This window comes from Jeotgalibacillus sp. R-1-5s-1 (assembly GCF_004405105.1).
Classification (GTDB): domain Bacteria; phylum Bacillota; class Bacilli; order Bacillales; family Jeotgalibacillaceae; genus Jeotgalibacillus.
Genome location: NZ_SORW01000027.1, coordinates 1 through 26,873, shown reverse-complemented (window position 1 = coordinate 26,873; position 26,873 = coordinate 1). Strand labels below are relative to the sequence as shown.

Annotated in this window: 23 protein-coding genes and 1 riboswitch; of the genes, 12 read left to right on the top strand and 11 right to left on the bottom strand. The window is 43.5% G+C overall.

Features of this window, described 5'->3' with window-relative positions; translation table 11 throughout:
* Nucleotides 1-271 precede the first annotated feature (271 nt).
* Complete coding sequence (mbcS, locus tag E2491_RS11185; protein ID WP_134375735.1) at nucleotides 272-1,849, bottom strand: acyl-CoA synthetase MbcS; 1,578 nt, start codon at nucleotides 1,847-1,849, stop codon at nucleotides 272-274.
* A 503-nt stretch (nucleotides 1,850-2,352) separates the two neighbouring features.
* Here mbcS and E2491_RS11180 point away from each other — a divergent pair.
* The 4 genes from E2491_RS11180 to E2491_RS11165 all read left to right on the top strand — a co-directional run bounded on the left by E2491_RS11180 (nucleotide 2,353) and on the right by E2491_RS11165 (nucleotide 7,218).
* A complete protein-coding gene (locus E2491_RS11180; protein WP_134375734.1) occupies nucleotides 2,353-2,976 on the top strand; it encodes a YczE/YyaS/YitT family protein in 624 nt (207 codons plus the stop codon).
* Nucleotides 2,977-3,108: 132 nt separating this feature from the next.
* Entirely contained in the window at nucleotides 3,109-3,462 is a 354-nt protein-coding gene (locus E2491_RS11175) for a DnaJ family domain-containing protein (RefSeq protein ID WP_134375733.1), read from the top strand.
* An 84-nt stretch (nucleotides 3,463-3,546) separates the two neighbouring features.
* On the top strand, nucleotides 3,547-4,650 hold the full coding sequence (locus tag E2491_RS11170; protein ID WP_134375732.1) for an S-layer homology domain-containing protein: 1,104 nt from the start codon (nucleotides 3,547-3,549) through the stop codon (nucleotides 4,648-4,650).
* Between the two features lie 261 nt (nucleotides 4,651-4,911).
* Complete coding sequence (locus tag E2491_RS11165; protein ID WP_166805857.1) at nucleotides 4,912-7,218, top strand: bifunctional diguanylate cyclase/phosphodiesterase; 2,307 nt, start codon at nucleotides 4,912-4,914, stop codon at nucleotides 7,216-7,218.
* Between the two features lie 306 nt (nucleotides 7,219-7,524).
* Here the strand turns inward: E2491_RS11165 and E2491_RS11160 are convergent, their stop codons facing one another.
* The 6 genes from E2491_RS11160 to E2491_RS11135 all read right to left on the bottom strand — a co-directional run bounded on the left by E2491_RS11160 (nucleotide 7,525) and on the right by E2491_RS11135 (nucleotide 14,049).
* Nucleotides 7,525-8,841 carry an ABC transporter permease gene (locus E2491_RS11160; RefSeq protein WP_134375730.1) on the bottom strand — a complete coding sequence of 439 codons (1,317 nt, stop codon included), beginning with the start codon at nucleotides 8,839-8,841 and terminating at the stop codon, nucleotides 7,525-7,527.
* Nucleotides 8,838-9,530 carry an ABC transporter ATP-binding protein gene (locus tag E2491_RS11155; protein WP_134375729.1) on the bottom strand — a complete coding sequence of 231 codons (693 nt, stop codon included), beginning with the start codon at nucleotides 9,528-9,530 and terminating at the stop codon, nucleotides 8,838-8,840. Before E2491_RS11155 ends, E2491_RS11160 begins: the two co-directional genes overlap by 4 nt.
* A gap of 74 nt (nucleotides 9,531-9,604) precedes the next feature.
* Nucleotides 9,605-11,569 carry a DUF6449 domain-containing protein gene (locus tag E2491_RS11150; RefSeq protein ID WP_134375728.1) on the bottom strand — a complete coding sequence of 655 codons (1,965 nt, stop codon included), beginning with the start codon at nucleotides 11,567-11,569 and terminating at the stop codon, nucleotides 9,605-9,607.
* Entirely contained in the window at nucleotides 11,541-12,446 is a 906-nt protein-coding gene (locus tag E2491_RS11145; RefSeq protein WP_134375727.1) for an ABC transporter ATP-binding protein, read from the bottom strand. Before E2491_RS11145 ends, E2491_RS11150 begins: the two co-directional genes overlap by 29 nt.
* Nucleotides 12,443-12,826, bottom strand: a complete 384-nt coding sequence (locus E2491_RS11140; RefSeq protein WP_134375726.1) for a GntR family transcriptional regulator — start codon at nucleotides 12,824-12,826, stop codon at nucleotides 12,443-12,445. Before E2491_RS11140 ends, E2491_RS11145 begins: the two co-directional genes overlap by 4 nt.
* 182 nt (nucleotides 12,827-13,008) lie before the next feature.
* Nucleotides 13,009-14,049, bottom strand: coding sequence for a nuclease-related domain-containing protein (locus E2491_RS11135; protein WP_134375725.1), 1,041 nt, complete (start codon nucleotides 14,047-14,049; stop codon nucleotides 13,009-13,011).
* 281 nt (nucleotides 14,050-14,330) lie between these two features.
* On the opposite strand from E2491_RS11135, the gene E2491_RS11130 reads away from it, so the two are divergent.
* From E2491_RS11130 to E2491_RS11095, 8 genes are all read left to right on the top strand, one after another.
* A complete protein-coding gene (locus E2491_RS11130; protein WP_244093944.1) occupies nucleotides 14,331-15,797 on the top strand; it encodes a glycoside hydrolase family 32 protein in 1,467 nt (488 codons plus the stop codon).
* An 18-nt stretch (nucleotides 15,798-15,815) separates the two neighbouring features.
* Nucleotides 15,816-16,427 carry a flavin reductase family protein gene (locus E2491_RS11125; RefSeq protein WP_134375723.1) on the top strand — a complete coding sequence of 204 codons (612 nt, stop codon included), beginning with the start codon at nucleotides 15,816-15,818 and terminating at the stop codon, nucleotides 16,425-16,427.
* Nucleotides 16,428-16,589: 162 nt separating this feature from the next.
* Nucleotides 16,590-16,799: a helix-turn-helix transcriptional regulator gene (locus E2491_RS11120; protein ID WP_134375722.1), complete on the top strand. Its 210-nt coding sequence runs from the start codon at nucleotides 16,590-16,592 to the stop codon at nucleotides 16,797-16,799.
* Nucleotides 16,796-17,383, top strand: coding sequence for a hypothetical protein (locus tag E2491_RS11115; RefSeq protein ID WP_134375721.1), 588 nt, complete (start codon nucleotides 16,796-16,798; stop codon nucleotides 17,381-17,383). The genes E2491_RS11120 and E2491_RS11115 overlap by 4 nt, the downstream gene beginning before the upstream one ends.
* A gap of 67 nt (nucleotides 17,384-17,450) precedes the next feature.
* Nucleotides 17,451-17,906, top strand: coding sequence for a GNAT family N-acetyltransferase (locus tag E2491_RS11110; RefSeq protein ID WP_134375720.1), 456 nt, complete (start codon nucleotides 17,451-17,453; stop codon nucleotides 17,904-17,906).
* A gap of 292 nt (nucleotides 17,907-18,198) precedes the next feature.
* A complete protein-coding gene (locus E2491_RS11105) occupies nucleotides 18,199-19,326 on the top strand; it encodes an ATP-grasp domain-containing protein (protein ID WP_134375719.1) in 1,128 nt (375 codons plus the stop codon).
* Nucleotides 19,323-21,026: a methyl-accepting chemotaxis protein gene (locus E2491_RS11100; protein WP_134375718.1), complete on the top strand. Its 1,704-nt coding sequence runs from the start codon at nucleotides 19,323-19,325 to the stop codon at nucleotides 21,024-21,026. The genes E2491_RS11105 and E2491_RS11100 overlap by 4 nt, the downstream gene beginning before the upstream one ends.
* Before the next feature lie 112 nt (nucleotides 21,027-21,138).
* A complete protein-coding gene (locus E2491_RS11095; protein WP_134375717.1) occupies nucleotides 21,139-22,107 on the top strand; it encodes a phosphotransferase in 969 nt (322 codons plus the stop codon).
* A 651-nt stretch (nucleotides 22,108-22,758) separates the two neighbouring features.
* Here E2491_RS11095 and E2491_RS11090 read toward each other — a convergent pair.
* From E2491_RS11090 to E2491_RS11075, 4 genes are read right to left on the bottom strand one after another with little or no spacing between them, the layout of a single operon-like run.
* The gene (locus E2491_RS11090; protein ID WP_134375716.1) at nucleotides 22,759-23,943 is read right to left on the bottom strand and encodes a M20 family metallopeptidase; all 1,185 of its coding nucleotides are present in this window, start codon (nucleotides 23,941-23,943) and stop codon (nucleotides 22,759-22,761) included.
* An 11-nt stretch (nucleotides 23,944-23,954) separates the two neighbouring features.
* The gene (locus tag E2491_RS11085; RefSeq protein ID WP_134375715.1) at nucleotides 23,955-24,770 is read right to left on the bottom strand and encodes a MetQ/NlpA family ABC transporter substrate-binding protein; all 816 of its coding nucleotides are present in this window, start codon (nucleotides 24,768-24,770) and stop codon (nucleotides 23,955-23,957) included.
* A gap of 14 nt (nucleotides 24,771-24,784) precedes the next feature.
* Nucleotides 24,785-25,435, bottom strand: a complete 651-nt coding sequence (locus E2491_RS11080; RefSeq protein ID WP_134375714.1) for a methionine ABC transporter permease — start codon at nucleotides 25,433-25,435, stop codon at nucleotides 24,785-24,787.
* Nucleotides 25,425-26,453: a methionine ABC transporter ATP-binding protein gene (locus tag E2491_RS11075; RefSeq protein ID WP_134375713.1), complete on the bottom strand. Its 1,029-nt coding sequence runs from the start codon at nucleotides 26,451-26,453 to the stop codon at nucleotides 25,425-25,427. Before E2491_RS11075 ends, E2491_RS11080 begins: the two co-directional genes overlap by 11 nt.
* Nucleotides 26,454-26,592: 139 nt before the next feature.
* Nucleotides 26,593-26,698: riboswitch (SAM riboswitch) on the bottom strand.
* Between the last annotated feature and the right edge of the window lie 175 nt (nucleotides 26,699-26,873).

Below are 26,873 nucleotides of genomic sequence, written 5' to 3'. Positions count from 1 at the left end.
GGTGATGGCTGGTTGAGCAAGCAAAGCGCGCTAGGCTTCAAAAGATAAGAAGGTTTATTTAGTGTCCACTTTATTGACAGAAGACCACTAGCCCTTATCGCGCATTTAATTCCATCTTTTGAGTAGCTGGATTCCTTCACAATCTAACTTAATTCCTTCTTTCCAGCTCATCTTTCCATCACTCCGTAAATCCTGACTCGCACCAAAATCCCGCAGCCCAAAAAACATTCAACATAAAAAAAGCGTGCACCAGGCACGCTCCTTTAAAAAATCACGCTTGCTGCTTCTGTCTCAACTCAATACGGCGGATCTTACCCGAAGTTGTTTTTGGTAGCTCCTTGATAAATTCAATCTGTCTTGGATATTTATAAGGTGCCGTCATTTCCTTTGTATGATTTTGCAGCTCTTTTACCAGCGCTTCATCACCTGTCGCATTTTCATCGCGCAGCACAACGTAGGCTTTGACGATGCTTCCGCGGATTTCGTCAGGTGCGGCGACAACGGCACATTCTCTGACAGCCGGGTGCTTCAGCAGGGCATCCTCGACCTCAAACGGACCGATTGTGTAACCGGAGCTGATAATAATATCATCGCTTCGCCCTTCAAACCAGAAATAGCCGTCCTCATCACGGGTTGCCTGATCACCTGTTAAGTACCATTCACCGCGGTAGGCTGCCTGTGTACGTTCATGATCATTGTAATATTCCTTAAATAGCGCAGGACAATCTTTATGAACGGCAATATCCCCGACTTCACCCGTTTTAGCAGGCTCTCCGTGTTCGTTAATAATCTCAACTTTGTTCCCAGGGGTTGGCTTGCCCATGGAACCTGGCTTCACTTCCATTCCCTGAAGCGTTCCGACAAGTAATGTATTCTCCGTCTGGCCGTAGCCGTCGCGTACGATCACATCAAAGGCATTCTTAAACGCTTCAATCACCGGACGATTTAATGGTTCACCGGCTGATACTGCACTGCGAAGCTCAGGCAGCTTGTAGGAATCAAGGTTATCGAGTTTAGCCATCAGGCGGTACTCGGTTGGGGTGCAGCATAAAACGTTAATTTCCTCTTTTTCAAGGAACGACAGGTACGTATCAGCATCAAATCCTCCGTGGTACACGAAGGCTGTAGCGCCAAGTGTGATGGTCGATAAAAACGGACTCCAGATCCATTTCTGCCAGCCAGGGGCAGCAGTTGCCCAGACAAGATCACCCTCCTGAACGCCGAGCCACTCCTTGGCGGCCGTACGAACATGGGCATAGCCCCAGGCGTGTGTATGAATAACTCCTTTAGGATTTCCTGTTGTACCTGAAGTATAAGGCAGAAAAGCGGTATCATCACGGGACGTCAGCTCACCATCATAGTCAGTTGGCTGCTGGTCTGCAAGCTCTTCGAGTGATGTCCAGCCGTCTTCTGAACCCCCAATAATGAATTTATTATGTAAGGCTGTCAGATCTTCATCAATCGCATTCACTTCTGCTGTTGTTTCAAAAAATGCGATGACCCCTTTAGCATCGGCATGTTTGATCCTGTAGATCAGATCTTTTTTGCGCAGCATTTCCGAACACGGAATCGCGATGATTCCTGCCTTCAGACAGGCAAGGTAGCTCATATAAGCTTCCGGAAGGCGCGGTAAAATAATGAGTACCTTATCACCTTTTTCAATTCCTCTGCTTTTTAAAGCCAATGCGAACTGATTGGTCCGCTCAACAAGCTCCTGATAAGATACATCCCGTCTGTTACCTTTTGCATCCAGCCACTTGATGGCGATTCTCGTTTCATCCTGTGCGAATTGATCCAGCTCTTTTGCAATGTTGTACTGCTCTGGTGCAATTAAGTTTTCTGCAGTCATATCCATTCCCCCGTTCTGTTCGCTCTGAAAAATGTGAAGACAGTGTGGTGATTGAACGCTCGCTCACCATCTGTCCAAGTCCTTCTTATTGTAAACGTTTACAAAAACAGACGTCAAGTTTATTTCAGGAATATTCAAACAACTTAGCAGGTAGAGGATGGAGGGTCAACTGGCTTCCAATGCAATAAAAAAAGAAGAAAGCGCCTGTTTGAAAGGAGAGCGGGCGCGCTTTCTTCCTAAGCTATATGTGAACTCCGCTGCCCCTGTGGCTGTGGGACAGGGACAGAGAGGATCACGCGTCAGACAAAAGGAGTCTTTAAATAGAAAACGCACATGCTATGGATTTGGATCAGTGTTTACATTTATTTTACTCCCGAAGATTTTACTCCACGACTTTTAATGCTTTGACAGTCTGCTGCAGGTGTGGGAAAGATTTTAGTGGTACGGACCTCTTCGGCGTGTTAAGATTAGCAGGTAGATCTTAAAAAGAAGAAGGTGCCAACTTGAAAAAGGGTTTTATTATAGGGATGTTTTATCTCCTTGGCCTGTTGTTTTTGTCTTTTGGAATCAGCTTGATGATTGTCGCTGACCTTGGTGTTGGACCATGGGATGCTTTATATGTAGGTTTATCTGAAACAATTGGTTTTACGGTTGGAACGTGGGTATTCATTCTCGGTATTATTCTGATTCTGCTGAATGGCTATCTGATGAAAAGAATTCCGGATTTCCTGGCGATCATAACGATCTTTTTGATCGGTGCTTTTATGGACTTCTGGCTGCTTGTCGCTTTTGCAGGTATAGATTCATTAGCGATGCCGGTAAGAGCATTCATGCTGGTAGCGGGTGTCGGAATTATTGCACTTGGTATTTCATTTTATCTTCAGGCAGACTTTGCACGCAATCCAATTGACAGTCTGATGCTGGCAATTCAGGAGCGGACGGGCAAAAGTCTCGCATTCTCTAAAACCGTCATGGAAGTGACCGTTCTTGTCATTGCCTTTTTATTTGGAGGACCGATCGGACTTGGAACGGTGATTGTGGCATTTGGAATCGGCGCTATTTTGCAGTTCTTTATGAAACCTGTAACAGCTGTAAGAAAACGCCTTACAAATGAACCTGCTGTATAAACTTGAGGAAAGCGCCGGGATATTCTCCGGTGCTTTTTTATATTCGTATTTTTTGTCTGATTCAAAATGTCCGAATCATGTCACATTTGCATTTCCCTTAATTTGTTAAAATAAAGAAAAGGGGGCATTTGGATGAAAAATGATGATCATGTTCACTGGATGGATCAGGCGTTTAAAGACTTTGAAAAAGACAATGATCTAAGTGAAAATCCCGGATTTGGTAAGCCGTTGTCGAAGGATTTGTTTAAAGGTGATGTGTATGTCCAGTTTGAAAAAACAGCACGTGCTGCCGGTTATTTGCCGGAATGGGTGAAAATCCGAAAACAAATTGCTTCAGAAATCGAAACCACTGATGACTTCACCAAAAAGAAAATTGATCAACTCAATGCAAAGGTGAAAAAGTATAACAAGTGCTGTCCGCCGCCACTTCAAAAGCCTTTATTTAACATTAACCTGATTGATAAACAATTACATAATTGGCTGTAAAAATATTTTTCTGAATAATCTGACTTAATGGGATTCCTGCTATTTTCAGGTGATATAATGAGAATAAAAGGAGGCGTATTTCCCATGAAAAAGCTCGTGATCCTGGCGGCTGCTTCCATTCTCTTGTTTGCACTATTTCCGGGTAAAGCAAAAGGGGTTGTGTCATTTGATGATGTGCCGATGGATCATCCATTTGTATGGGAAATTATTTATCTTTATGGGGAAGGGATTATTGATGGCTATCCGGATGGAAACTTCAGACCGTCTAACAATGTGACGCGGGCGCAGGCGATGAAAATGATTGGTAAGGCAGTTTATCTTTACGATGAGCAACGACCGACTCCTTTTTCAGATGTGCCAGCCAATCACTTCGCATCCGGGTTTATCACATCCGCTTATGAATACGAATGGATTAGGGGCTATCCTGATGGCACGTTCCGGCCGAATGCTCATTTAACGCGGGGCCAGGCAGCGATCGTCTTAGCAAATGCTTTTAAATGGGGAGAAGCGCAGCCTGCTCGTTTTTCAGATGTCGATGCTAATACGCCGATGGCAATAGCCATTGCAAAGCTGGCTGAACAGGGAGTGGCAAAAGGATATCCGGATGGAACATTTAAGCCTTATCAGAGAATTACCCGCGGTCAGTTTTCTGCAATGCTGGCAAGAGCGGCAGAACCAACATTTGTTCCGGACTATCTGGCACTGCTTGAAACGGCAAACGATATTCTGGTTCATCTGCAGAATGAGGAATTTGACAATATTGTCCCTTATTTAAATGACGAACACGGGCTTCGGTTCTGTCCTTATGCAGGCAGCTGTATTGATCATGGAGGAGTCATGTTTTCTGCTGAGGACATACCAGGGTTTATGACAGACACTAATGTTTACTATTGGGGAGATCAGGATGGATCAGGTTTCCCGATTGAACTGACAACAGCCAGCTACTACCAAGACTGGCTGATGGATGCGCCATATACTGAAAAAGAGCGATACGGACGTTCTATCCAGCCTGCTACACATGACCTGATCAGAGTTGAATATCCAAATGCCAAAGTCGTTGAATTTTATTTTGCCGGGACAGATCAGTATGAGGGAATGGACTGGCAGAGTCTCAATATGATTTTTGAAAAAGATGAAAATGGTGAGTGGAAGCTTATAGCGATCATCAATGACCGCTGGACGATCTGATTGGATGGAACAGCTTCACCGACCGGATGTGAAAGGTAATCACATCCCGGGTTATATATTCAAAGTTTCAAGATGGATCAACTCGGTGATGAGTCGATCCATCTTTTTTATTTTCAGGGGTATTTATAGCTCGCAGTTGAGTAAACAAAATTTTCCTAAAATTCTAACTCTATTATAAATTACATATTGACTAATCTCATACCTGTCGTAAAATGGTTATATAGTACAATACTAATAGGTCTTATGATTGGTGGTGGGGGTATGAAGCTTCAACAGCAAACGTTATGGGTGATTGGTGGAAGTATGTTTGTTTTTCTACTTCTCCTCACGACTATTATACGTCCGATGCTATTAGAAGATGCTTTATCTATGGATGAAGCCGCATTGGACAGAGACCTTGACCGGATTGAAAGAGCCATAGTCAATGAAGGAAATGAGTTAAACCGTCTGGCAAACGACTGGGCACAATGGGATGATACATATCATTATGTGAATGGCCGTTATGTTGACTTTATTGACTCGAATATAAATGAGGAAACCTTTGATAACAATCATTTTTGGCGAATGGTCATTATGAATAATGATCAGGACGTTATGCTGGATCGTTCTTACGGTTACCGGTCTGAAAAAACCTTTTTGACTGAAGAAATTTTTGAGCTGGAGCCGTCCAGAACGCCTTATATGATCCCGGGTGAAAATACTTTCTTTTATGTAGCTGTCAAGGAGATCTATCCTAACAACAGAGGATCTGAACCTGGTGGGACACTATTCATTTTCAGATCTCTGGACGCTGATCATATTTCATTTATAGGAAGAGAGCTGTCGATGGCTTTAAGCAGCTCTATTAGAAAAGGACCTTTTCCTGCACAGTCCAGAACAACCAGGGTTGTAAGTGAAGATCTTCTGCAGGGTGTTCTCTATATTGAGAGTGCGGATCGGGAATCCCAGCTTGCGATTACGGTTGATAAAACGAGAAACTATTATTTATCAAAAAGAGATGTCATTAGTAAGTTTGTGATTTATCTGATTATTTTATTGTCATTCATTGCACTCGTGCTGTACATGATTTTTGACCGGCTTCTTGTTTCCAGGATTTCTGCGATTTCAACTCAATTGAACAGAATTGAGGAGACAAAGGATTTTGAATCGAGAGTGAGCTGGAAGATTCATAACGGAGATGAGATTCACCGCCTCGGCACATCAATTAATGGCATGCTTTCCTCTGCCGATCAGAGTCAGCGTGAAGTTGTCAGCATGGCTCAGCATGACCAGTTAACAGGGTTGCTGAACCGTTACGGAGTCTATGAAGAATTTAAAAGAATCTCTTCAGTTCCGGATTCCCGGGCGGCTTTTATCTTTTTTGATCTGGATGGTTTCAAACGTATTAATGACTCGTTAGGACACAAAGCCGGTGACCTCTTGTTAAAAAAGGTATCAAAGAGACTCAAGGAATTTGTGCTTAATGAGAAGGAGATCATTGCCCGTATGGGTGGGGATGAGTTCTTAATGCTTGCTCCATGCGCTGATGTGGAAGCACTTATGACAAGAATGAACGAAATGCTGAGACATTTAAAGCAGAATTATTCTCTGGGTGATATACAGACTTTTATTACAACGAGTGTAGGCGTAGCGCTCTATCCACAGGACGGTGAGACGTTTGACGAAGTGTTGCAATCAGCAGATATCGCGATGTACGAAGCGAAGCGAAAAGGAAAAAATCAGTTCGTCTTTTACCATGCGTTGGAATCCGATCTTGACTACCGAAACATCCTGACACTTGAAAACGACTTGAAATTCGCTCTGAAAAATAATGAGCTGTATCTTGATTACCAGCCTGTTTATACCGGTAACCGAAACCGGATGACCGGGGTAGAGGCATTAATTCGATGGAACCACCCGGAAAAAGGGCTGATCTCTCCAAGTGTATTCATACCGATCGCTGAAAATGGAAGCTTTATCAGTGACATTGGGGAGTGGGTGATGGAAGAGGCACTCCGTCAGCATGTGAAGTGGCGTGAGATGGGCCTTGGGGAAATCGGTGTCGCCATTAATGTTTCAAAAATGCAGATGAAAAACAAAAATCGCTTTCTTGATAAACTGGATCATCTTCTGATGGAATACAAGGTGGAACCATCCATTTTACAGGTGGAGATTACTGAAAGTGATATCTTCTTTTTTGACGGAGAAGTCATTGAATTCGCAGCGACCCTTAAGAAAAAAGGTGTTCGGGTAGCGCTTGATGACTTTGGAGTAGGAACGTCTACTTTATTTAACCTCAAAAAACTTCCGGTAGACATCGTCAAGATTGATCGCTCATTTGTACAAAACGTACCAAACGTTCATTTTGATACGAAGCTTTTGTCGGGCATTTATCAAGTGTTGGAGGACCTCGGCTTTCATGTCATTACGGAGGGAGTAGAGACGAGAGAGCAGGTAGCGTATATTTTGACGAATAGCACTTCTGATATTCAGGGGTATTACTTTAGTAGACCGGTTAAACCTGAATACATTTCGTTGCTGCTTGAGCAGGAAATCACTGTAAGAGAAGCGGCTACAGATCAGCGATAAATCATGCCGGGTTATTCCTTCTCTCCACGACTTCAGGAGTTTACGGAATGACCCGGCACTTTTCATGTAATGATTATGAAGCGAAGAGTTGAGCTCTTTCTAAATCTTTTTCCTGAATATAAATACGATCATCTCTAATCTCATACTCGATACTTAGATCATTCAGGCGGTCGATCGACGAATCAGAGTACTCGCTCCACTCAGTGTTGAAGCTCTTCTCTTCAATTGCACAGCCGAATAAAAGCAAGGTAGTTAGTAGAAAGGCAGTCATTTTCTTCATGGTTTTGTGTACCTCTATTCCGGTCTTTATAATTCTCTCCTCATCGCTTTCAACACATCAATCTCAGTCGCACGTTTAGCAGGTCTCACACCAGATAGTATGGTGACTGCCAGACAGATTGCGACCGCGATCAGGATCAGACTTAGCGGGATAGAAGAGAAGGTGAAACCCTCAGGAAGCTGATCCTCAGGAAATACCTGCATTAAAATGAAAGGCAGACCCAGGTTGACAGAAATACTGATGATATACGCTGCAATGATACCGATGACGGCACCCATCAGGCCGATATAACTGCTCTCAAGCAGGAAAATCCGCTTAATCACCTTCGGACTCGCGCCGATTGCTTTCATGATCCCTATATCAGGAGCGCGTTCAGTCACAGCCATGGTCATCGTGTTGAAAATCCCAATTGAAGCAATTAGAATTGCAATGGTCCCGATGAAAATCAACCCGGCTTTAGCGACATTAAAGAACATATTGATTTGTGCCATTTCGCTGACAATCGAGTAGACAGCATATCCTTCATTTTCGAGGTCGGCAACAACCGGTTTTACATCTTCCAGAGTATTGGCATAGACAGTCGCAAACTGATAGTAATCCATTTTTTCAATCTCACCAAATTCCCCTGTAAGGCCCGGAATAGCCGCCAATTCATTATATTTTTCATCTGTTATATACACGGAATAATCCTGTGACCATTCACGGGCAGGCGCTTCGAAAATGCCGGATACGGTCATGGGAACGGTCTCAATTGTTTCTTTACCATCCACGACGGTCTTTAACTCCATATCGATTGTTTTACCGACTAAATTTTCTGAGTAACGGTATTCTTCGAGCGGTACGCCAAACTCATTATATTCAATTTCTTCTGCGTCAGGGTCAGTGAAGCTCAGTGCGAAATGATATCCGACCATGACTTCGTTCTTATTCTTCGGGTAAGCACCCTCACTGATTTCTATGCCGGCTTCCGTCATAGAAGGGAAATGGCTCTGAACCGTTGATGCACTCTGGCTATACTCCTCAATTGAGTAGGTGAACATGCTCAGATCTCTCTGTCGGGTCACGGCTTTGACCCCGTTCAATTCTTCAATACTTTCTATATTTTTGTCATTTAATGGCCCGAAATTTCCTTCTCCATCATTCAGACCATGTACTTCAATTTGCGTAACAGCAGGGGATTCAAGGTTTTCCTTGATGATTGTACTATGCAGTCCAAATGCAACAGATGCGAGTACGATCAAAAAGGCGCAGCCCATGGCGGTTGCCAAAATGGTCATGGATACACGCATACGGTTTTTCTTCATATTCTGCCTGATAAACCTGAACTGATCCTTCAGCTTCATACGAATACCCCGCTTTCTGCAAGTTCGCCATCAGTAATCCGGATCGTCCGGTTTCCGATTTTCGCTACTTCATCATCATGCGTAATAATCACAAACGTAATGCCGCGCTCCCGGTTCAGCTTCTGAATAAAACGAAGCAGGTCCTGTTCCGTTTCACTGTCCAGACTTCCTGTAGGCTCATCCGCCAGAATAAGAGGGGGCTCAAGTACCAGCGCTCTCGCAATACTGACCCGCTGCTGCTGCCCGCCTGAGAGCTCACTCGGATAATGTCCCTGAAAGTGCTCAAGACCAACCGTTTTCAACATATCAATCGTCATCTGCTTCCGCGCAGCTTCCGAAACGCCTTTTAAAATCAGTGGCAGTTCCACATTTTCATATGCTGTCATACTCGGGATCAGCTGAAAGTTTTGAAAAATAAACCCCATGTTTTTAAGGCGAAAATCAGCAAATTCACTCTCCGTAAACTCACTCACCTTTTCATCTGAAATAATGATTTCTCCTTCAGACGGCTTGATAAAACCACTGATTAAATTCAAAAGTGTTGATTTACCTGAACCGCTTCGGCCCACAATCGAGACGATTTCACCCTGCTGTACATGAAAAGAAATATTTTTGATGACATCAAGTCGTGACTGCTGACCCTTTTTTCCAAGACGGAAATGATGACTTACCTGATTCACTTCAATCATTTTTCCTACCTCCATTCGATTTTTGGCAAAAAGAAAGAAGGGACCTGAAAAAAGATCCCTTATCTAGTTCGATTTTACTGGAACTGCTCGCGGGCGAATTCCGGGAGTGTATCGTCGTTGAAGCTGTAGAAGGTGTAGCCGTTTGGCGTTTCAACAAACATAATGTATTGATCATAAGACTGGATTGATCCTGCTTTAAAAAGCTGTTCAATTTCACCAGGAGTAGTAATTTCAATACGTTCGCCTTCTAACTGATCAAGTGTGCGGATTTGACCGTAAACAACTTCATCCACGTCTGTCATATAATCTGAGTTATCAGGTTGTTTTACCAGGGTGACGGAATCGAAATTCTCAGGTAGAAGAAGCATGTCTGCGTAATCGTTTTCTCTCATCCAGTTAAGCGTTTCTGTATAGTCCTCTGTTAAATAATAGTAGAAAGAAGTTTCATCATCAGCTGTATAGAAGTTAAGTTCCCCGATTTGTGCGCCACTCTGATATCCGAGTAAAGTTGAAGACGGTATTTGTTCAAGATCGCGTTTCATCACATCGATGAATTCGCTGATCCGCTCTTTATCCGCAATTCTTGTTTCTCCGGACACTGCGTAATTATAAATAGATACGTAAGTCAGGGTATCAGGATTAACGGCATAAATCGGATCATTTGCTTCCTTGAAAGCCTGATTATTTCTTAATTCTTCTGACACCTCTGCAAGAAATTCGTCATCTACCGAATATTCTCTGCTCAATGTGCTGCCATCCTTCAGTTCATACTCAAAAGTTACATCGCTCCAGCTGCCATACCTGTTGTAATCAGTACCAATCAACGCATTATGCAGCTCAGTAACAAGTTGGATTGTCTCTGGGTCTGTAATTTCCCCCACGTAGCCACTATAGTTGTTATAGGAGTTATTTACTGAAACAGATTCAACTTCATTGACTTCCGGCACTGCATTTTCATAAAATCCAGCTACGAAATTTACAGGAACGATCAATAATGTCACGGCTATTGCGTAAGCCACAAAACCTTTCCAAGGCCAGGACAGTCTCAATGTCTTCTGAAGAATCATTTGCAGAACCGTGTAAGCAATAAATGCACCAAGTACATACCCGACGATTGTCCAAACAAAGCTGCCCTGCTGGATTTCTGTAAAATAGAAGCCTGCAAGCAGCATCGCAAACAATGTTAATCCGTAAAGGAACAGTGATCTGAAAAACGGAAAGACAATCGTCTGGTCCGTTGCTTCAGAGGGACGTTTGCTGTATGCGATATAACTAATCGCGACCAGCACTGATGCAATGGCGGTATAAATCAAGTACTCAATCACATTAAGCGGATCATTATATAAATCGATTAATCTTCCAAAGAAAATTCCATTTGTCAGGATCTGTTCTGTGTATGTGTTAAGAGCCAGACCCGTGACATAATACTGAAGGTTCACCAGGATCAGTAGAAGTAATAAGGCAGGTACGACAATCACAGTATAAGTGAGTGCTCCATGAATAAGCCCGTTGCCAACGAATATTCCAACTGCCATCGTGACGATGAACATAAACAGCACGATAAGTGAAGATAATCCCATCCACTTCACTATCTCAAAGAAAGTGAAAAACTTTTGATCAAGAAAAATACGCAAAATGCTTAGTAATACCCCGGTCAGCAAAATAGGAGCCAGTAAGGTTAAGGCACCTGCTGTATAAGTGTTCGTAAGTATTACCTGACGCGTAAATGGCAGACTATGCATAAAATCCGTTGCCGACTTTTTCGTTGTGAAGTTCAGCAGGATAATGCCAAGCAGAACCGGGAAAAAGCAAAATGCGATCAGCTGGAACGGGTAAGAAAATTCGAAAATTGGATTTAGTTCACTTGTGTAATAGATCCAGTCTGTGTTGGTGTATGGCTCCATGGTCAGCTCACGAATCAGAATACTCAGCGGCAGCATAATAATCAGCGCCAGTGAAAAGAATACACCGATCCAGGTAACAGAGCGTGCCTGCTGACGAAACAACCCTTTATTCAACGATAAGATTCCGGATTTCATAGCCGACACCTCCAAGCTCATAAATAAAGATTTCTTCAAGCGTTAATGGCAGTAAATCAAATATAGCAGGGTTAAACGATTTTACATAAGGCAGAATCTGATCCTCGTTGCCCTTTACAATAATCAGGAGAACGCTTCCACGCTTTTCGTAGTGAAGAACGTCCATTCCTTTAAGGAATTCCTCTTTATCAGGAAGGACTTTAAAGGCAACCTGCAGCTTATGGATATCTGTTTTTAATTCGTCAAGATCCCGTTCGAAAAGCAGTCCGCCGTTATGCATAATCCCGACATAATCACAGAAATCCTCCATTTCACGAAGGTTATGAGATGAAACAATCAGAGTCATCTTGCGGTCTGCAACATCCTGCAGGATCACATTTTTCATCTGCTGGCGCACAACCGGATCCAGCCCGTCAAACGGTTCATCCAGAATCAGGACATCCGGCATCGTAGATAACGTCAGGATAAAAGCTGCCTGACGCTGCATCCCTTTAGACATGCGTGTCAGTTTTTTGTCCGGGTTCATCCGAAAATGTTTAGTCAGCTGTTCAAAGCGTTTTTGATTCCAGCGGGTATATACTTCTTTGTAAAAGCTCCCCATATCCTTCAAGGATGACTGATGTAAAAAGTGAGGCTGATCAGGAATGAAAAGGACATGCTGTTTTGTATCAGGTGTTTCAAAAACAGGCTTTTCAGCAATCGTGATGGAGCCGTTATCCTGTTTATAAATACCGGCCATCATTTTCAGCAGCGTTGTTTTACCGGCACCGTTTGACCCGAGCAGGCCATAAATGGAGCCTTTTTTCACGTGCAGCGTCAGGTTCTGGACCGCCTGAAGGTCTTCAAACGTTTTATTAACGGCCGTCGCCTGAATCATTGCGCATCCTCCCTTTCTGCTACTTCAATTTGTTTGATCAAGTCAATCAGATCTTCCTTTGAACCACCCAAAAACAAGAACTCACTGACGATTTTTTCAAGGTCCTGTCTCAACATCTCCAATCTCTCCTTATTCGCATCATTCTGAAATGGTGCCACAAAGCTACCCTTACCAGGAACGGAATAAATGTACCCCTCACGCTCAAGCTCACGATAGGCTTTCTGGATCGTATTCGGATTAATTGTCAGCTCCTGCGCCAGATTTCTCACTGACGGCAGCTGCTCATCCTGCGACAACACATCCCGGATCATCAAAGTTTTCAGCTGATCCATCAACTGCTCATAAATCGGAACCCGGCTTCGCGTATCCAACGTAAACATCCGCACCCTCCTCCAATATTTAGTGTACTATCTGTATTATCTATTGTAATACGGTTGGTACGGTTGGTCAATACAGTTTATGGATTTTATTGTGAAAAATTTCATGAAGGGTGGGTTTGTGAGGTTAGGCGTGGAGTTCGTGAGGTTGAGGGGGACTTTTGTGAGGTTAGTGTGAGAGTTCGTCAGTTTGGAAGGTGAATTCGTGAGGTTGAAAATATTTTCGTGAGTTCAGTATCATTTGACCTATGCTCCAACATCGCTAAAGTGTTGTCAGGATATCGATAATAAGTGCCGCCAAATTTTCTAAAAGGAATAAGATCATTTTTTAAAAAGATGCGCCTTGCAGTATCCGCCGCCTCAATCCTGAGAAAATCCCGACCCTCCTGATTGGTCAACTGACTTTTGATAAACGTTAAATATACAAAAAGAGATTCACGAACCGCTTCCGGAGCAGAGAGGTTGCAATCAATACAACGAAACCGCTTCGCGATCCAGCGCTGAGACAGCTTTTCACAAGCAGGACACCAAATCCCTGAGCGTATATCTTCCTTTTGGATTTTAAAGTGGTCTAACGTACTGAAAATTTCTTCTGGAAGGAGAGATTTTCGGATTTTCTTAATGACCTTTGGAATGTCAGCTTTAGGGTCATTATTTTGCTTTAAAAGATCTCTCAATTTTATCTGTAGTCGTTCGCTTCGAATCACGTTTTTCGGTAGATTCGAATCATCTCCAACATATTCAAGAAAAACATCGTGGTGGGAAAACACAATCAATGTGTGAATAGGAAGCGTTATTCCCCACTTTGAGAACAAATCCTGCAATCCTTCACGGTGGCGTTCTGCTTGAAGTACAGGATGAAGATAGGCTTTTATGGTGCCGTCATGGTAAATGCGGTACATTTGCTCGTTGCGGAGGTCCAGCCGGATGTGACCTTTCATATGTTTGGTCTCAATGATGAGGGCAAATGAAGGGGTAAGCAGAAGGTGATCAATTTGCATTCTCGCGTTTTCAAATGGAAGAAGGAGGTTTTCACCGAGGTGAATGTCATCTTGATTTAGGGATTGAACGAGTCTCGTTACTTTTTTCTCGCCAAATTCTCCGGCTTTTAGGAGTGAAGCTTCTTCGAGAAGCTCGAGTCTCGCTGGATGATGAGTTGAAAGATGTCTTGCCAGGATTTCATAGGCACTGGCGCGGAGGGAAGGGGTTCGTTTGTGGAAAATCAAAAAAGATCAGCTCCATTTCTATTTTTTTGTATTATTATACACTTTGAGGATTTTAGTATATAGGTCTAATGATACTGAACTGACAAACTTTTTTAGGAACTCACAAATTAGATCCGCGAACTCACGAAAGTGTTGCGTAAACTCACAAATTCATGAACGAACCTCACGAACTCACCGTCTAACCTCACAAACCCCATTTTGTCCAAACCCCTTTTCCTAAAAATCCCCTGCACACCGCAATCGTGCTAAAATACCTTTAACAAATGAAAGCGGGTGACTTGATGAGGGAGCAGATTGAGAAGGCTGAGCAGTCGGTGAGGGAGAAGCAGGCGGAGGTACAGCGGCATCACTGGTATCCAAGGTTTCATGTGGCGCCACAGGCTTATTGGATGAATGATCCGAATGGGTTTTCGTTTTTTAAGGGTGAGTATCATTTGTTTTATCAGCATCATCCGTTTTCTCCGGAGTGGGGACCGATGTACTGGGGACATGTGAAGAGCCGTGATCTGGTGAGGTGGGAGCACTTGCAGATTGCGCTCGCGCCGAGTGAGGATTTTGATGTGGATGGCTGTTTTTCAGGGAGTGCGATTGAGAAGGATGGCAAGCTGCTGGCGATTTATACGGGAAATGTGTGGACGGGACCGGATCATGATACGGACCTGAAGCAGGTTCAGGCTGTGGCGGAAAGTGAAGACGGAATTCATTTTACGAAATGGGAGGAGCCTGTGATCAGTGAAGCGCCGGATGGTGATGTCCACCAGTTTCATTTCCGGGATCCGAAGGTATGGCAGCATGGAGATCAGTATTATTGTGTGCTTGGTTCGAGAACGAAGGATCATGTGGGGCAGGTGCTGCTATATCGCTCGGCAAACCTGAAGGAGTGGGAATTTATTGCGGTATCAGCAAATAAGAAAGAGAACGGCGGCTATATGTGGGAGTGCCCGGATTTCTTCCATTTAGGTGATCATGATGTGCTGGTCATGTCTCCGCAGGGTGTGAAGCCGGAGGGAGACAGGTTTCATAACCTGCATCAGGCCGTTTATGTTCTTGGGAAACTGAATTACGAGACAGGTGCATTTGACCACGGTGATTTTGAAATGCTGGATGCAGGTTTTGATTTTTATGCGCCGCAAACACTTGAGGATCCTGAAGGCCGCCGGATTCTGATGGGCTGGATGGATATGTGGGAGAGTGAGATGCCGACGCAGAAAGTCGGGTTCAGTGGCGCGATGACAATTCCACGTTTACTTGTGCCGGATGGTGAACGTTTGCTCGTTCAGCCGTTGCCGGAGCTTGCTGAGCTGAGAAAAGAGGCTGTTCTCGTTGAACAAACCGCATTTACAGGTGAACAAACGTTTGATTCAGTCAGTGGTACGTGTCTTGAAATGAAGGTGGAGGCGGATGTTGCCTCAACGGCTGCTTTACATATTAACATGCGCTGTGGCGAAGGAGAAAGAACCGTTCTGTCTTGGACGCGCGCTGATTCAAAACTGACGCTCGACCGTTCGAAATCCGGTGAGGGTGTGAGTGGAACACGTACAACAACGATCGCAACGAAACAAAGTCGCCTAAAGCTTCATATCTTTCTGGATCAATCTTCAATTGAGGTATTTGCTAACGATGGAGAACGCGTGATGACCGCACGCATTTATCCAAAAGAGGATTCAGACGGTATTGAGTTTGTAGCAGAAGGAGAAGTGGCGCTCCGTATCGAAAAGTGGGATTTAAGTCCGGCGTTTATTTTTTAATTCAAAGGAGTGAAGAAGATGCTTTCTATTGATCCAATGCAGCAGTCTGAGCGTGATAATTATAAGCTTTTAACAGGTGGGATTATTCCAAGGCCGATTGCGTTTGTCACCACTGTGTCTGATACAGGCGTGATTAATGCAGCGCCATTCAGTTATTTCAGCATTGTCACTGCTGACCCGCCGATGATTTCAGTCTCAGTACAGCGAAAAGCAGGTGTTCGCAAGGATACGGCGCGTAATGTCGCTTCAAAAAATGAGTTTGTTGTTCACATTGTAGATGAGGAAAATGTGGCAAAAGTGAATCTGACAGCGGCTAATCTGCCAGCTGATGAAAGTGAAGTGGAGCTGGCAGGGCTGACAACAATTCAAAGTGAGGTCATCAGTGTTCCAGGGTTAAAGGAAGCAAAAATCCGGATGGAATGTGAATTGGAGCAGATTGTTGAGCTAGGCGGAAAAGAAGGGACCCCATCAGCAGACCTGTTGATAGGCAGGATTGTCCGTTTTCACATTTCAGAAGAGCTTTATCATCAGGGTAGAATTGATGCAGAAAAGCTCGCAGCAGTCAGCCGGTTGGCTGGAAGTAACTACGCAAAGCTAGGGAAAATGTTTTCGCTGGACCGCCCGAAATAAAGAAATTCTGGTGAATCTGGTCAATTTCACGTGGCATTGGGTATATAACGAAGCCTGATTCGCAAATCGAATCAGGCTTTTTTGATAATTAAAAGTAAAATGAACTTTACATTTTGTAAAGTTCATTTTACAATATGGATATCATTAACTGGAGGGGATTGGATGGCAATCCGGAATCGGGTAAAGGAGTTGCGTGCACGGGACGGCTTAACCCAGGGAGATCTGGCTGAGCGGATTGGTGTAACAAGGCAGACGATCGTTTCGCTGGAGAAGGGAAGCTATACACCGTCATTACTGTTGGCCCTTAATTTAGCAGAAGTGTTCAAAGAGCCTGTGGAATCGATTTTCTTTAAGGAGGAGATGGGGGAATGAAGAAGGTTGTGATAGAAACAACGGTGAGTCTCGTTTTTTATGTACTGCTGGCGATTGCGCTGGCTACTACAGTGAATGGTTTCTATGAAATGCAGCAGCTTTACGCGCAAATGGAGGAAGTCACCTTTGAAGAGGGAGAAACCTATCTTTTAGGAAATGAATTTGTCATTGATATCCTGAGGCTGGAAACAACATTTACGGTTTATGGAGGTACGGAGTCAGAACCTGAAAATGTTTTGTACACTTTTAGCATGCTGCCGTGGGGAATTCTCATTTTATTCAGTATTCCCTGGATGATCTATTCATATAAAACGCGTAATCGGGCTTTAGGATTCAGTATGTTTGCATCGAGTATGACTGAATTTGCTGACTCAGATGAAAGAGAGACACTGATCACAAATGTTGCAACAAGAAAAGCATACCAGTCATGTGGTTATTCTGCGCCGATCCTTGCTTCTGTGCTTGTGATTTATCCTCTGTTTTATGATTTTATCCCTTCGCTGCCTGTATTTATGATTCTTGGCGTACTTGCGATTGCAACCTCTGTCTATGGAATCGTCTGGGTGAGGGAATACCGGAAATAAATAGACGGATATCGATAAGTGAAGTCAAAATTAAAAATAAACATGAAACTTTATGGAGGAAACCAAAATGAAGTTAGAAAGAATAACAAAGCAGTCAAAGGATTTTGAAGCCGCTCTGGACCTGTTTTGGGGAACATGGGGTTCGGAGGATAACCGGATGTTTTACGGAGATTGTATGAGAAATGCCTCAGGGGACGATGTGCCACGTTTTTACGTCGTGAGGGATGGTGAAAATATGATCGGAACCGTTGCGCTTCTTCGCAATGAGCTGGTCAGCAGACAGGATTTGACCCCGTGGCTTGCTTGCCTGTTTGTGAATTCGGATTATCGTGGACAGGGGATCGGATTTAAGATGATGGAGGAAGTGTGCAGAGAGGCTGCTTCCCTTGGATATGAATATGTCCATTTAAGCACGGATCTGGAGGGCTATTATGAAAAGGCGGGATGGACTTATTTTGATGAATTTTATGGACTGGGTGGCGGCAAAATAAAAGTGTACCGAAGCCCTCTCCTGAACGGTTGAATGGATTAGTGGAAATTTTATAATGTAGAGAAGAGGAATTTTGCGACAGCATTTTCCTCTTCTTTTTTTGGTTTTTAGATAGTATTAAAGTCATGTTTTATCTTTGCGGTCTTAACTTTCGCTTTACGAAAAAATTAAAAACATATATTTAATTAAATAGGAAAATTAGTACAAATGTCTTGAATTTGACATGGTTTTTACGATAAATTAATAAATCGTTACCAAAAAATTCTTCTATTTTGTTTCTTTTATACTCTTTGTGGTATATAGTCCCTAAGGAGGTGAATGGAAGATGATTATTTTAGATAAACAGATTATTTCCCCAATACTGATTCAGTCAGTTATTGAAAACGAAATCCCTATTTTCTATAACGGGGACAAGCGTGAGTTGAGGCTTCCATTGAAAACCAAGTTGTTAACAAATTCAGAGTCCTGTCTGGCATGGTTGGAAACGTCTAACTTTAACCATCCTCACGTTGCGGCTTCACGGGTTGTGAAGAACAAAGCGATGTTCAGAAGTCTGATCACACCGCTTGCAAAGGATTATTTTTATCAGTTGGTCAAACTGAATGAACTGAACGAGATGAATGCAGATCATCTGCCATTTCCGATTGTGATTAAGCCTAACAAAGGATATTCGAGTGTCGGAGTATATGTTGTGCACGAACAAAAGGACTGGGAAAAAGCGGTTCAGTCTTTACAGGCGGAGCTTTTATTAACGCAGGGTGTGTATCATCACTCATTGGTTAATAGTGAAGAGATTATTATTGAGCAGTATATTGACGGGCAGGAATACGCGGTTGATTGTTATATCAATCATGAAGGAAAACCGGTCGTATTGAATATTTTAAAAAGAATGTTTGTTAATAAAGAAGATACATCTGATCGGATTTACTACACATCCAATGCTATTTTAAAAGAAATAAAGGATGAGATTTTACAATTTTTATATACGTTGAATGAGGTCTTTCAAGTGAAAAACTATCCTTTTCATCTTGAAGTGAGAAAATCTGAAAAGGGCATTATACCAATCGAATTAAATCCACTGCGATTTGCCGGTGCAGGGACAACGGATATCAGTCACTATGCTTTTGATATCAGAGGGGATGAATCCTATTTCCTCGATCATGAACCTGACTGGGACATGATTGTGAAAAAAGAGGACCCTTTTATATACAGCTTCTTTTGCGCAGAGATTCCAGAAGGTATGCGCAGAGAAAGTGTAAAAACGATTGATCACGAAAAATTAAAGAATGAATTTCATCATTTGATCGAATACAGAGAAATTAAGTCATCCAGCGATCGATTGTTTGCCATCATCTTTTTCAAAGTGAAATCGTTAGATCAACTGACACGGTTGCTGAACTTAGATTTGAGGCGCTTTATCGAAGCACATCCACTGAAGGAGGAGATCAAATGAAAACAGGAAAACTGAATCCGAGGAAGTCATTAAGATCACAGTTGTTTTTGTTTTTCGTCATTCCATTTATTTTAATGGGCATTTTGGTATTTGGGTTTGTTCAATATTTAACAGGTTATATCATTGAAGATCATGTATTACCCCAGTTTGAACAGTTGCTGCAAATTAACGGAGAAGAGCTTGCCACCACCATTGATGAATCACTGGTAACAGGAACAATTAATGGTGAGGCTACAGCTGCTCAGGGGCTTGTTCAGTTTCTGGATGAGTTCATGGAAGGTAAAGAAGGCATGGAATATGCTTATGTTTTGAGCAGAGTGAACGGTACAGACTCTATTGTTGGACTGAATGGGATGGAGGAAACATTGGTTGAATCTCCATTTACAGCTGATCAGGCGGCTGCACTTGATGAAGGTCGGACAGTGTCTACTGATATTTATGTGGATGAGTGGGGGAGCCATAAATCTTACTTTATTCCACTCGAAAATACTGATGCGATTATCGGTGTTGATATGAGTACGCAGTTTATCGCTGATCTTCAACAGCAGATTTTGACGTTTCTGATCGTGTTCCTCGCAATTGCTGTTGTAACAGGCTCTGTGCTCGCTTATACGTTTGGCCGCAGACTGATTAAGCCAATTGATGTGCTCGTCGGCTCAGTGAATAAAATCGCAAAAGGGGATCTGACAGAGAAGGTTTCCCTGAATCGAAAAGACGAGCTTGGCCATCTTGCCCGCAACTTTGAAGAGATGCGTTTGAGTCTGATTGAAATCATTAAAAATGTTAAATCAAATTCGAATCAGGTCAATGATACGAGTCTTTATCTGATAAAAGCATTTGATGAATTAGGCGAAGCATCTTCTCAGATTGCAGTTGGAACCGGAGAAGAAGCGAAGGCGTCTGAAAGCCGATCAACGCATATTGAAACGATCGCTCAAGGGTTTACAGCCATGACGTCGAAAATTCAAAATGTCAATGACCAGACAAAGCAGATTGAGCAGCTGACAAAAAATACGGGTGAAGTCGCTGAAAAAGGATCGGTTCAAATCCGTGAAATTTCAGATCAGATTACACGTATCCACAAAAATGGTGATGTCAGCCATGAGCGAATTTCTCTTTTAGGTAAGAAAATTGATCATATTAACGATGATATTAAGCTCATTAAAGCAGTAGCTGATCAGACAAATCTGCTTTCACTGAATGCTTCCATTGAAGCAGCAAGAGCCGGGGATGCAGGTAAAGGGTTCTCCGTTGTGGCCCAGGAGGTTCAAAAGCTCTCAAGTCAGACGGAAAACACGGTTACAACAATCACTTCAACACTAAAAGAAATCACTGACCAGTGTGAATTGATGATGCAATCTAACAAGCAGGACCTTGCTGAAATTGAAAATGGTGTAGCCATGATCCGTGACAGTGGAGCGCTATTCAATCAGATTTTTGAATACGTAAATGCCTTGTCGGAGCAGGTCGATCAAATCGTCGACAATATTGAAGATGTAACAAATACATCTAATCAGTCCGTTGAGTCGATTCATGAAGTGGCAGCCATTTCAGAAGAGGGCGTTGCAACTGTTCAGCAGATTTCCGCTTCGTCTCAGCAACAGTATGCAACGATCAACATTCTGAAAGACAAGAACATGGAGCTTCAGGAAATGGCAGATTCATTGAATCAGCTTGTTGACCGGTTTGCGGTAAACTAAAAGCTTCTGAGAATGTTATGTAAACATCGTAAAACCCTTCTTACTTGAAGGGTTTTTTCTCCTTTATGGAGAAATGATAAAGCAATGACAGAATGAAGGGATGGGTTGATACATGGTACAGATTAAACATTCTCTCATTTCGGAAGAGGCGGTAAAAGGGTTTGCTCATGCTTACGATCTGGGGGACATAACTGATTGTCGTTTTCTGGCCAGAGGCTTGAATGATACGTATGTGATTTACACAGAAGCTGACCAGTATATATATCGTATCTATCGGCATGGCTGGCGTGATGATGATGCGATTCTTTTTGAATTGGATGCCATTTTATATGCAGCAAAAGAAGGGATTAAATCATCTGTTCCGGTAAAACGGAAAGATGGAGAGTTTCTGACTCCGATTGAGGCACCTGAAGGAAGACGTTATGGCGTCATGTTTACGTATTCTAAAGGTGACCGGCCCGAGATTACTGAAGAGAACAGTGGCAGAATTGGCCGTGCACTTGCGAATCTGCATCATGCGACGGATAAATTCAAAACGGAACATCCAAGAGGTTATGAATTAAATACAGCTCACTTAGTTAAGGTACCTGCATCAATTATCATGAAGCAGCTTGGGGATAAAATGTCAGAGGAACAGGAAACGCAGCTGTATGAAGTGGTCAGTAAAGTGAAGGATAAAGCTGAGAATCCAGCGCTGTCTTACGGATTTTGCCACGGTGATTTTCATAATTTTAACTTCCATTTACATGATGGGGAACTCGAAGCTTTTGATTATGATTGCTGTGGAGTTGGTTTCAGGGCATATGATCTGGCTGTTTTCTGGTGGAACCTGAAAAATAATTATCCTCAGCAGGAGAAAACATGCTGGCGATCTTTTCTGCACGGATATGAAAGCATCCGTCCTTTAAAAGAAGAGGATAAGGTTGCGCTTCCTTATTTCGTAGCTGCGCGGAGAATCTGGTTTTTAGGGATTTTGGCAGCAAATGAAGATGTGTGGGGACGTGCGTGGATGAATAATCAGAACTTGAATCACTTTTTTGGACAGCTGGCGTCGGATGTGAAGGGGTTTGGGGAGAAGTAGGTTGTTATGGTAAAACCGGGCTGGGGGCATCCTTTCCGTTGTCCAGCTTCGGCGACTAGCCCCTCGAGGTCATAAGTCAAAGCTGAACGAGGGCAAAGGTCAGCCCTCTTTTCATCTTTGCCTTATGCTTGTCGGGGCTGGACGAGTCGCCTCCGCTTTTCCTGATGTCTAGCTGCGTCGGGCAGGGACTAGCAAACTTCCCGTCCCCTCGTCCGATAAGTCAACATCAGCTCACTACGTTCGCTGTGTTTCCTTTATCTCCGTCGGGGCCAGTCCAGTTTGTACGTCCCTAAACGCCCGCCTCCGCTTTTCTGTGGCCGGGCGGTTTCACCTGACCCTTTCCGCCACAGGAGTCTGCGGATGGTCCAGGCTCTCTGTTGTGTTAATTTATCAAAGGGGTTTGCAAACCCATAGTATTTCAGGATTGTTAGTCAAGATTATGAAGTGCTCCTGCGTTCGCAGGGTTTTTTATGAGGGTTGTAAAATAAACGGATAGAGTTGTTGAATAAGTGTGTAACGTTGTTTAATAGCCTTAATGAGTTGTTTAATAATCCAAAAAAGTTGTCAAATAAAGATGAAAAGTTGTCAAATCCCTAGTCACATGAAGAAACAAACAGCCTCTGATTCAACGAATCAGAGGCTGTTTGCATACTAACGATTATTAAATTCTTCTTTAATGCCCCGAAGTAATTCAGGCTCGGTCAGAAGGCGGAAGGCTGTCAATGCCAGTGATTTGGCACCGATCAAAAGCCCTTCATCTCCGGCTTTTGATTTAGCGGCTTCGCGAAATTCTTCTGTATGGAGAACTAATTCTTCAGGTCCGATTTTTACATATGGGTGGATGGTCGGCACAACGTGGCTGATATTGCCGGCATCTGTTGAACCGATTCCGCCATGTACTTTTTCAGGGAAGGTGCCGCCAAGTGATTCATATGCTTTTTTGTAGACATCATCAAATGAAGGCGTAGGGATCAGGTTATCTACCTGGTTTTGAAATTCCAGGATGTTTACCTTTGTTCCTGTTGCCAGGGCAGCACCTTGAGCAATCGCTCTGACTTTCTCAGTCACGTGGTTTAAGGTAGCACGTTCTGCAGCTCTGATATAAAAGCGGGCTTTTGCATAAGCGGGAATGATGTTTGGCGCGTCCCCGCCGTGCGTAATAATGCCGTGGATACGGACGTCGCTCGTTACATGCTGCCTTAATGAATTAATGCCATTGAACAGTTGAATGACTCCTTCAAGTGCATTTGCCCCATCGTGTGGGGAAGAGGCTGCATGGGCCGGCTTTCCAATGAATTCGAAATCGAGCGGGTCGACGGCCAGGCTCGTCGTTGTCAGACCGTTTCGATAAGATGGATGAATCATCATCGCAGCATCTATCCCGTCCAGATAACCGTGCTGAACAAAGCTGCCTTTTGCGCTTCCGTTTGGCCCTCCTTCCTCAGCAGGGGTACCAAGTACGACAACCGTACCGCCAGTTTCATGGATAACGCTGCCTATACTGATCGCTGCTGCTATACTGGCCGTTCCGATAATGTTGTGCCCACACGCATGCCCTAAACCAGGGAGTGCATCATATTCTGCCAGGAAGGCGATGACCGGTCCAGGTTTATCGCTTTTTTTGTAGGCGTAAAAAGCCGTTTCATGACCGGCGATATTCTTTTCAACGTTAAATCCGGCTGATACTAAATGGCTGGTCAGCAGATCCTGCGCAAAATATTCCTCATTCCCGATTTCAGGATGAGCATGAATCTGGTGACTTGTTGATAAATATTGCTCTTTTCTTTCGTCAATGTGCTCAAGGATTTCCTGTTCAAAATAAGTGACAAGGCTCATGGTTGACCTCCTTAATAATTCGTTAATTCATCTAATGACACAAATGTTGGAATCATTCCACCGTCATATTCCTCTTCGATAAACTGTGCGACATCATCTTCCTGATACAGTTCACCGATTCTCTGGTACACTTCATTATCCTGATCTTCAGTACGGCTTGCGATGATGTTAATGTAAGGTGTTGCTGTATCGCTTTCGCGGAAAATAGAGTCGTCAACCGGGCTGAAGCCTGCGTCTACTGCAATCCCGTTATTAATGATCGATGCATCCACATCAGGGAGTACACGTGGCGTCTGACCGGCAACAATCGGTTCAATCGTGATATTTTTAGGATTTTCAGTAATGTCCTCCGGTGTTCCTGTTAATCCCGCATCATCGCTTAATTCAATGAGTCCTGCTTCTTCAAGTAAAAGCAGCGCGCGGCCCAGGTTTGTTGCTTCATTTGGAACTGCGATTGTTGCACCTTCCGGAAGTTCGTCCACTGATGACACTTTTTCGGAATACAGTGCCATTGGTGCGATGACTGTAGAAGCAATTGGCGCAAGGTCAAGATTTCGGTCCTCAATAAACTCATCAAAATAAGAGATTGTCTGGAAGGCATTCAAATCAATATCACCTTCTGCAAGCGCAACGTTAGGTTGAACATAATCTGAAAAGCTGACAATTTCAATTTCAATATCCTCTTCAGCTGCTTTCTCGGCGACAAAATCCCAGATTCGCGTGTCAGATCCACTGACCCCGATCGTAACGGTTTCACTGTCTCCGCCACATGCGGCAAGTAATGCTGTAGTTGATGCGATTAATACGGTTCCAATTGTTTTCTTCATGATAAATCCTCCATTTAGCTTCTTCTGATTTTTTTCGATACGATATTTCCTGTTGTTTGAAGTCCCTGAACCATAACGACCAGAATTCCGACTGTGATCAGCATAACGGCTGTATCAAAGCGCTGGTATCCATAAGTGATCGCCAGGTCTCCGAGGCCACCGCCACCAACGGCTCCAGCCATAGCGGAAGCACCAACGAGTCCGACTGTGGCAATCGTTAATGCCAGGACAAGTGAGCTCAATGCTTCCGGGATCAGGAATTTAAAAATGATTTGGCCCGGTGTTGCGCCCATTGCTTCAGCTGCTTCGATGACGCCTTTATCCACTTCTAAAAGAGAGTTTTCGATGAGCCGCGCAATGTAAGGACCCGCGTAAAAAACAAGTGGAACAACAGCAGCTGCTGTTCCGATTGAACTTCCTACAATTAGTCTTGTGATTGGTATAATGGCAACCATCAGGATGATAAATGGAATAGAGCGAAAAACATTAATTACTGCGTTTAATACGTTAAAAATAGCTGTATTCTCAAGTAAATGTCCTTTTCTCGTCACAACAAGCAGGATCCCAAGCGGAAATCCGATGAGTGAGGAGAAGAGGAGGGAGAAGCCAACCATGGCCAATGTTTCCCAAAGTGCTTCAATAATTTGATCTGTATTAACCAGCATGTCGGGTCACATCCTTTACATACACATTTTCCTGCTGGATATAATGCAGCGCTCTTTGAATATCAGACTGCTGTCCATCGAATTCTACAATCAGATTGCCGTACGGAATGTCCTGCAGTTCGGTAATGTTTCCGTAAAGCACATTGACATCCAGGTTGAACTTCCGTGAAAGTCTTGAAAGAAGAGGGGATCCGGCGGAATGCCCTGTATACTGGATCCGGTAAACGTTCTTGAAGTTCTTCTTTTCAAGCTCCCTGACAATACTTTCAGGTAACTGATCATTCATGACGGAACGAACAAAACGTTTAGTTGTAGGATGCTGAGGGTTCGTGAACACCTCAAACACCGTTCCTTTTTCTTTGATGGTTCCTTCCTCAATGACTGCCACTTTATCGCATATCTCCCGGATCACAGTCATTTCGTGCGTGATGATTAAAATTGTGATGTTGTACTCTTTATTGATTTTTTTCAGCAGGTCCAGAATCGATTGGGTCGTCTGCGGATCAAGTGCTGATGTCGCTTCATCACATAACAGGATGGAAGGATTGGTTGCAAGGGCCCGGGCGATACCGACACGCTGCTTTTGCCCGCCGGATAGCTGGTCAGGATATTGATCTGCCTTATCTCCGAGACCGACAAAGTCAAGCAGCTCTGTTACTCTGTTCCGGATTTTATCCTTCGGCTCCCGGCTGAGCAGCAGGGGAGTCGCGACATTCTGAAAAACAGTCTTAGAGTTCAACAGGTTAAAATGCTGAAAGATCATCCCGATGTCTTTTCTAATGTTTCTAATTTCCTGCTTGGAGCGGCTGTTTAAATCCTGTCCATGAATCAGGACTTTTCCTTCCGTTGGTTGTTCAAGCCAGTTCACACAGCGTATAAGTGAGCTTTTTCCTGCACCGCTGAAGCCGATGACACCATATATTTCACCCGTTTCTACAGTTAAATCGATCCCTTTTAATGCGTGAACAGCTTCTTCGCCTTCACCGTATGTTTTTTTGACATTTTCAAATTGAATCATCAGGATCCTCCTCTAAATATATGTTTTCAGGGCTGTTTAATCGGATTAAGGTCAAAAACATTATCCTGCTTTATTCAGGAAGAAACAGAAAAAAGCCTCTTCCTGCAAAACAAGAAGAGGCTGCTTATCGCAAACACTCTTCTCATCTGTCAGGCAAATCGCCTGCTGGAGTTGGCACGGTGCTTATTAATAAGTCCGCTGCCGAGGTATCATAGGGCCAGTCCCTCCACCTCTCTGGATAAGAAGATATCGTACTATTCAAATGTTGTCCCTTACTTTACTATGCTGAAATAAGATTGTCAACCCTGTATTTGCGAAAAAACGGGCTGGGACCACCCTCCGCTCGTATAGTATAGATAACCAGATTTTTCTCTGGTTCCTCTGTTATACATGTTTTATTTGTATAATGAAGGTGGATCA

What these genes read in the sequence shown, in the direction of transcription:
- mbcS (WP_134375735.1), bottom strand. Translation starts at nt 1,849, where the DNA reads ATGACTGCAGAAAACTTAATTGCACCAGAGCAGTACAACATTGCAAAA.
- E2491_RS11175 (WP_134375733.1), top strand. Translation starts at nt 3,109, where the DNA reads ATGAAAAATGATGATCATGTTCACTGGATGGATCAGGCGTTTAAAGAC.
- E2491_RS11170 (WP_134375732.1), top strand. Translation starts at nt 3,547, where the DNA reads ATGAAAAAGCTCGTGATCCTGGCGGCTGCTTCCATTCTCTTGTTTGCA.
- E2491_RS11165 (WP_166805857.1), top strand. Translation starts at nt 4,912, where the DNA reads ATGAAGCTTCAACAGCAAACGTTATGGGTGATTGGTGGAAGTATGTTT.
- E2491_RS11160 (WP_134375730.1), bottom strand. Translation starts at nt 8,841, where the DNA reads ATGAAGCTGAAGGATCAGTTCAGGTTTATCAGGCAGAATATGAAGAAA.
- E2491_RS11155 (WP_134375729.1), bottom strand. Translation starts at nt 9,530, where the DNA reads ATGATTGAAGTGAATCAGGTAAGTCATCATTTCCGTCTTGGAAAAAAG.
- E2491_RS11150 (WP_134375728.1), bottom strand. Translation starts at nt 11,569, where the DNA reads ATGAAATCCGGAATCTTATCGTTGAATAAAGGGTTGTTTCGTCAGCAG.
- E2491_RS11145 (WP_134375727.1), bottom strand. Translation starts at nt 12,446, where the DNA reads ATGATTCAGGCGACGGCCGTTAATAAAACGTTTGAAGACCTTCAGGCG.
- E2491_RS11140 (WP_134375726.1), bottom strand. Translation starts at nt 12,826, where the DNA reads ATGTTTACGTTGGATACGCGAAGCCGGGTTCCGATTTATGAGCAGTTG.
- E2491_RS11130 (WP_244093944.1), top strand. Translation starts at nt 14,331, where the DNA reads ATGAGGGAGCAGATTGAGAAGGCTGAGCAGTCGGTGAGGGAGAAGCAG.
- E2491_RS11125 (WP_134375723.1), top strand. Translation starts at nt 15,816, where the DNA reads ATGCTTTCTATTGATCCAATGCAGCAGTCTGAGCGTGATAATTATAAG.
- E2491_RS11120 (WP_134375722.1), top strand. Translation starts at nt 16,590, where the DNA reads ATGGCAATCCGGAATCGGGTAAAGGAGTTGCGTGCACGGGACGGCTTA.
- E2491_RS11115 (WP_134375721.1), top strand. Translation starts at nt 16,796, where the DNA reads ATGAAGAAGGTTGTGATAGAAACAACGGTGAGTCTCGTTTTTTATGTA.
- E2491_RS11110 (WP_134375720.1), top strand. Translation starts at nt 17,451, where the DNA reads ATGAAGTTAGAAAGAATAACAAAGCAGTCAAAGGATTTTGAAGCCGCT.
- E2491_RS11105 (WP_134375719.1), top strand. Translation starts at nt 18,199, where the DNA reads ATGATTATTTTAGATAAACAGATTATTTCCCCAATACTGATTCAGTCA.
- E2491_RS11100 (WP_134375718.1), top strand. Translation starts at nt 19,323, where the DNA reads ATGAAAACAGGAAAACTGAATCCGAGGAAGTCATTAAGATCACAGTTG.
- E2491_RS11095 (WP_134375717.1), top strand. Translation starts at nt 21,139, where the DNA reads ATGGTACAGATTAAACATTCTCTCATTTCGGAAGAGGCGGTAAAAGGG.
- E2491_RS11090 (WP_134375716.1), bottom strand. Translation starts at nt 23,943, where the DNA reads ATGAGCCTTGTCACTTATTTTGAACAGGAAATCCTTGAGCACATTGAC.
- E2491_RS11085 (WP_134375715.1), bottom strand. Translation starts at nt 24,770, where the DNA reads ATGAAGAAAACAATTGGAACCGTATTAATCGCATCAACTACAGCATTA.
- E2491_RS11080 (WP_134375714.1), bottom strand. Translation starts at nt 25,435, where the DNA reads ATGCTGGTTAATACAGATCAAATTATTGAAGCACTTTGGGAAACATTG.
- E2491_RS11075 (WP_134375713.1), bottom strand. Translation starts at nt 26,453, where the DNA reads ATGATTCAATTTGAAAATGTCAAAAAAACATACGGTGAAGGCGAAGAA.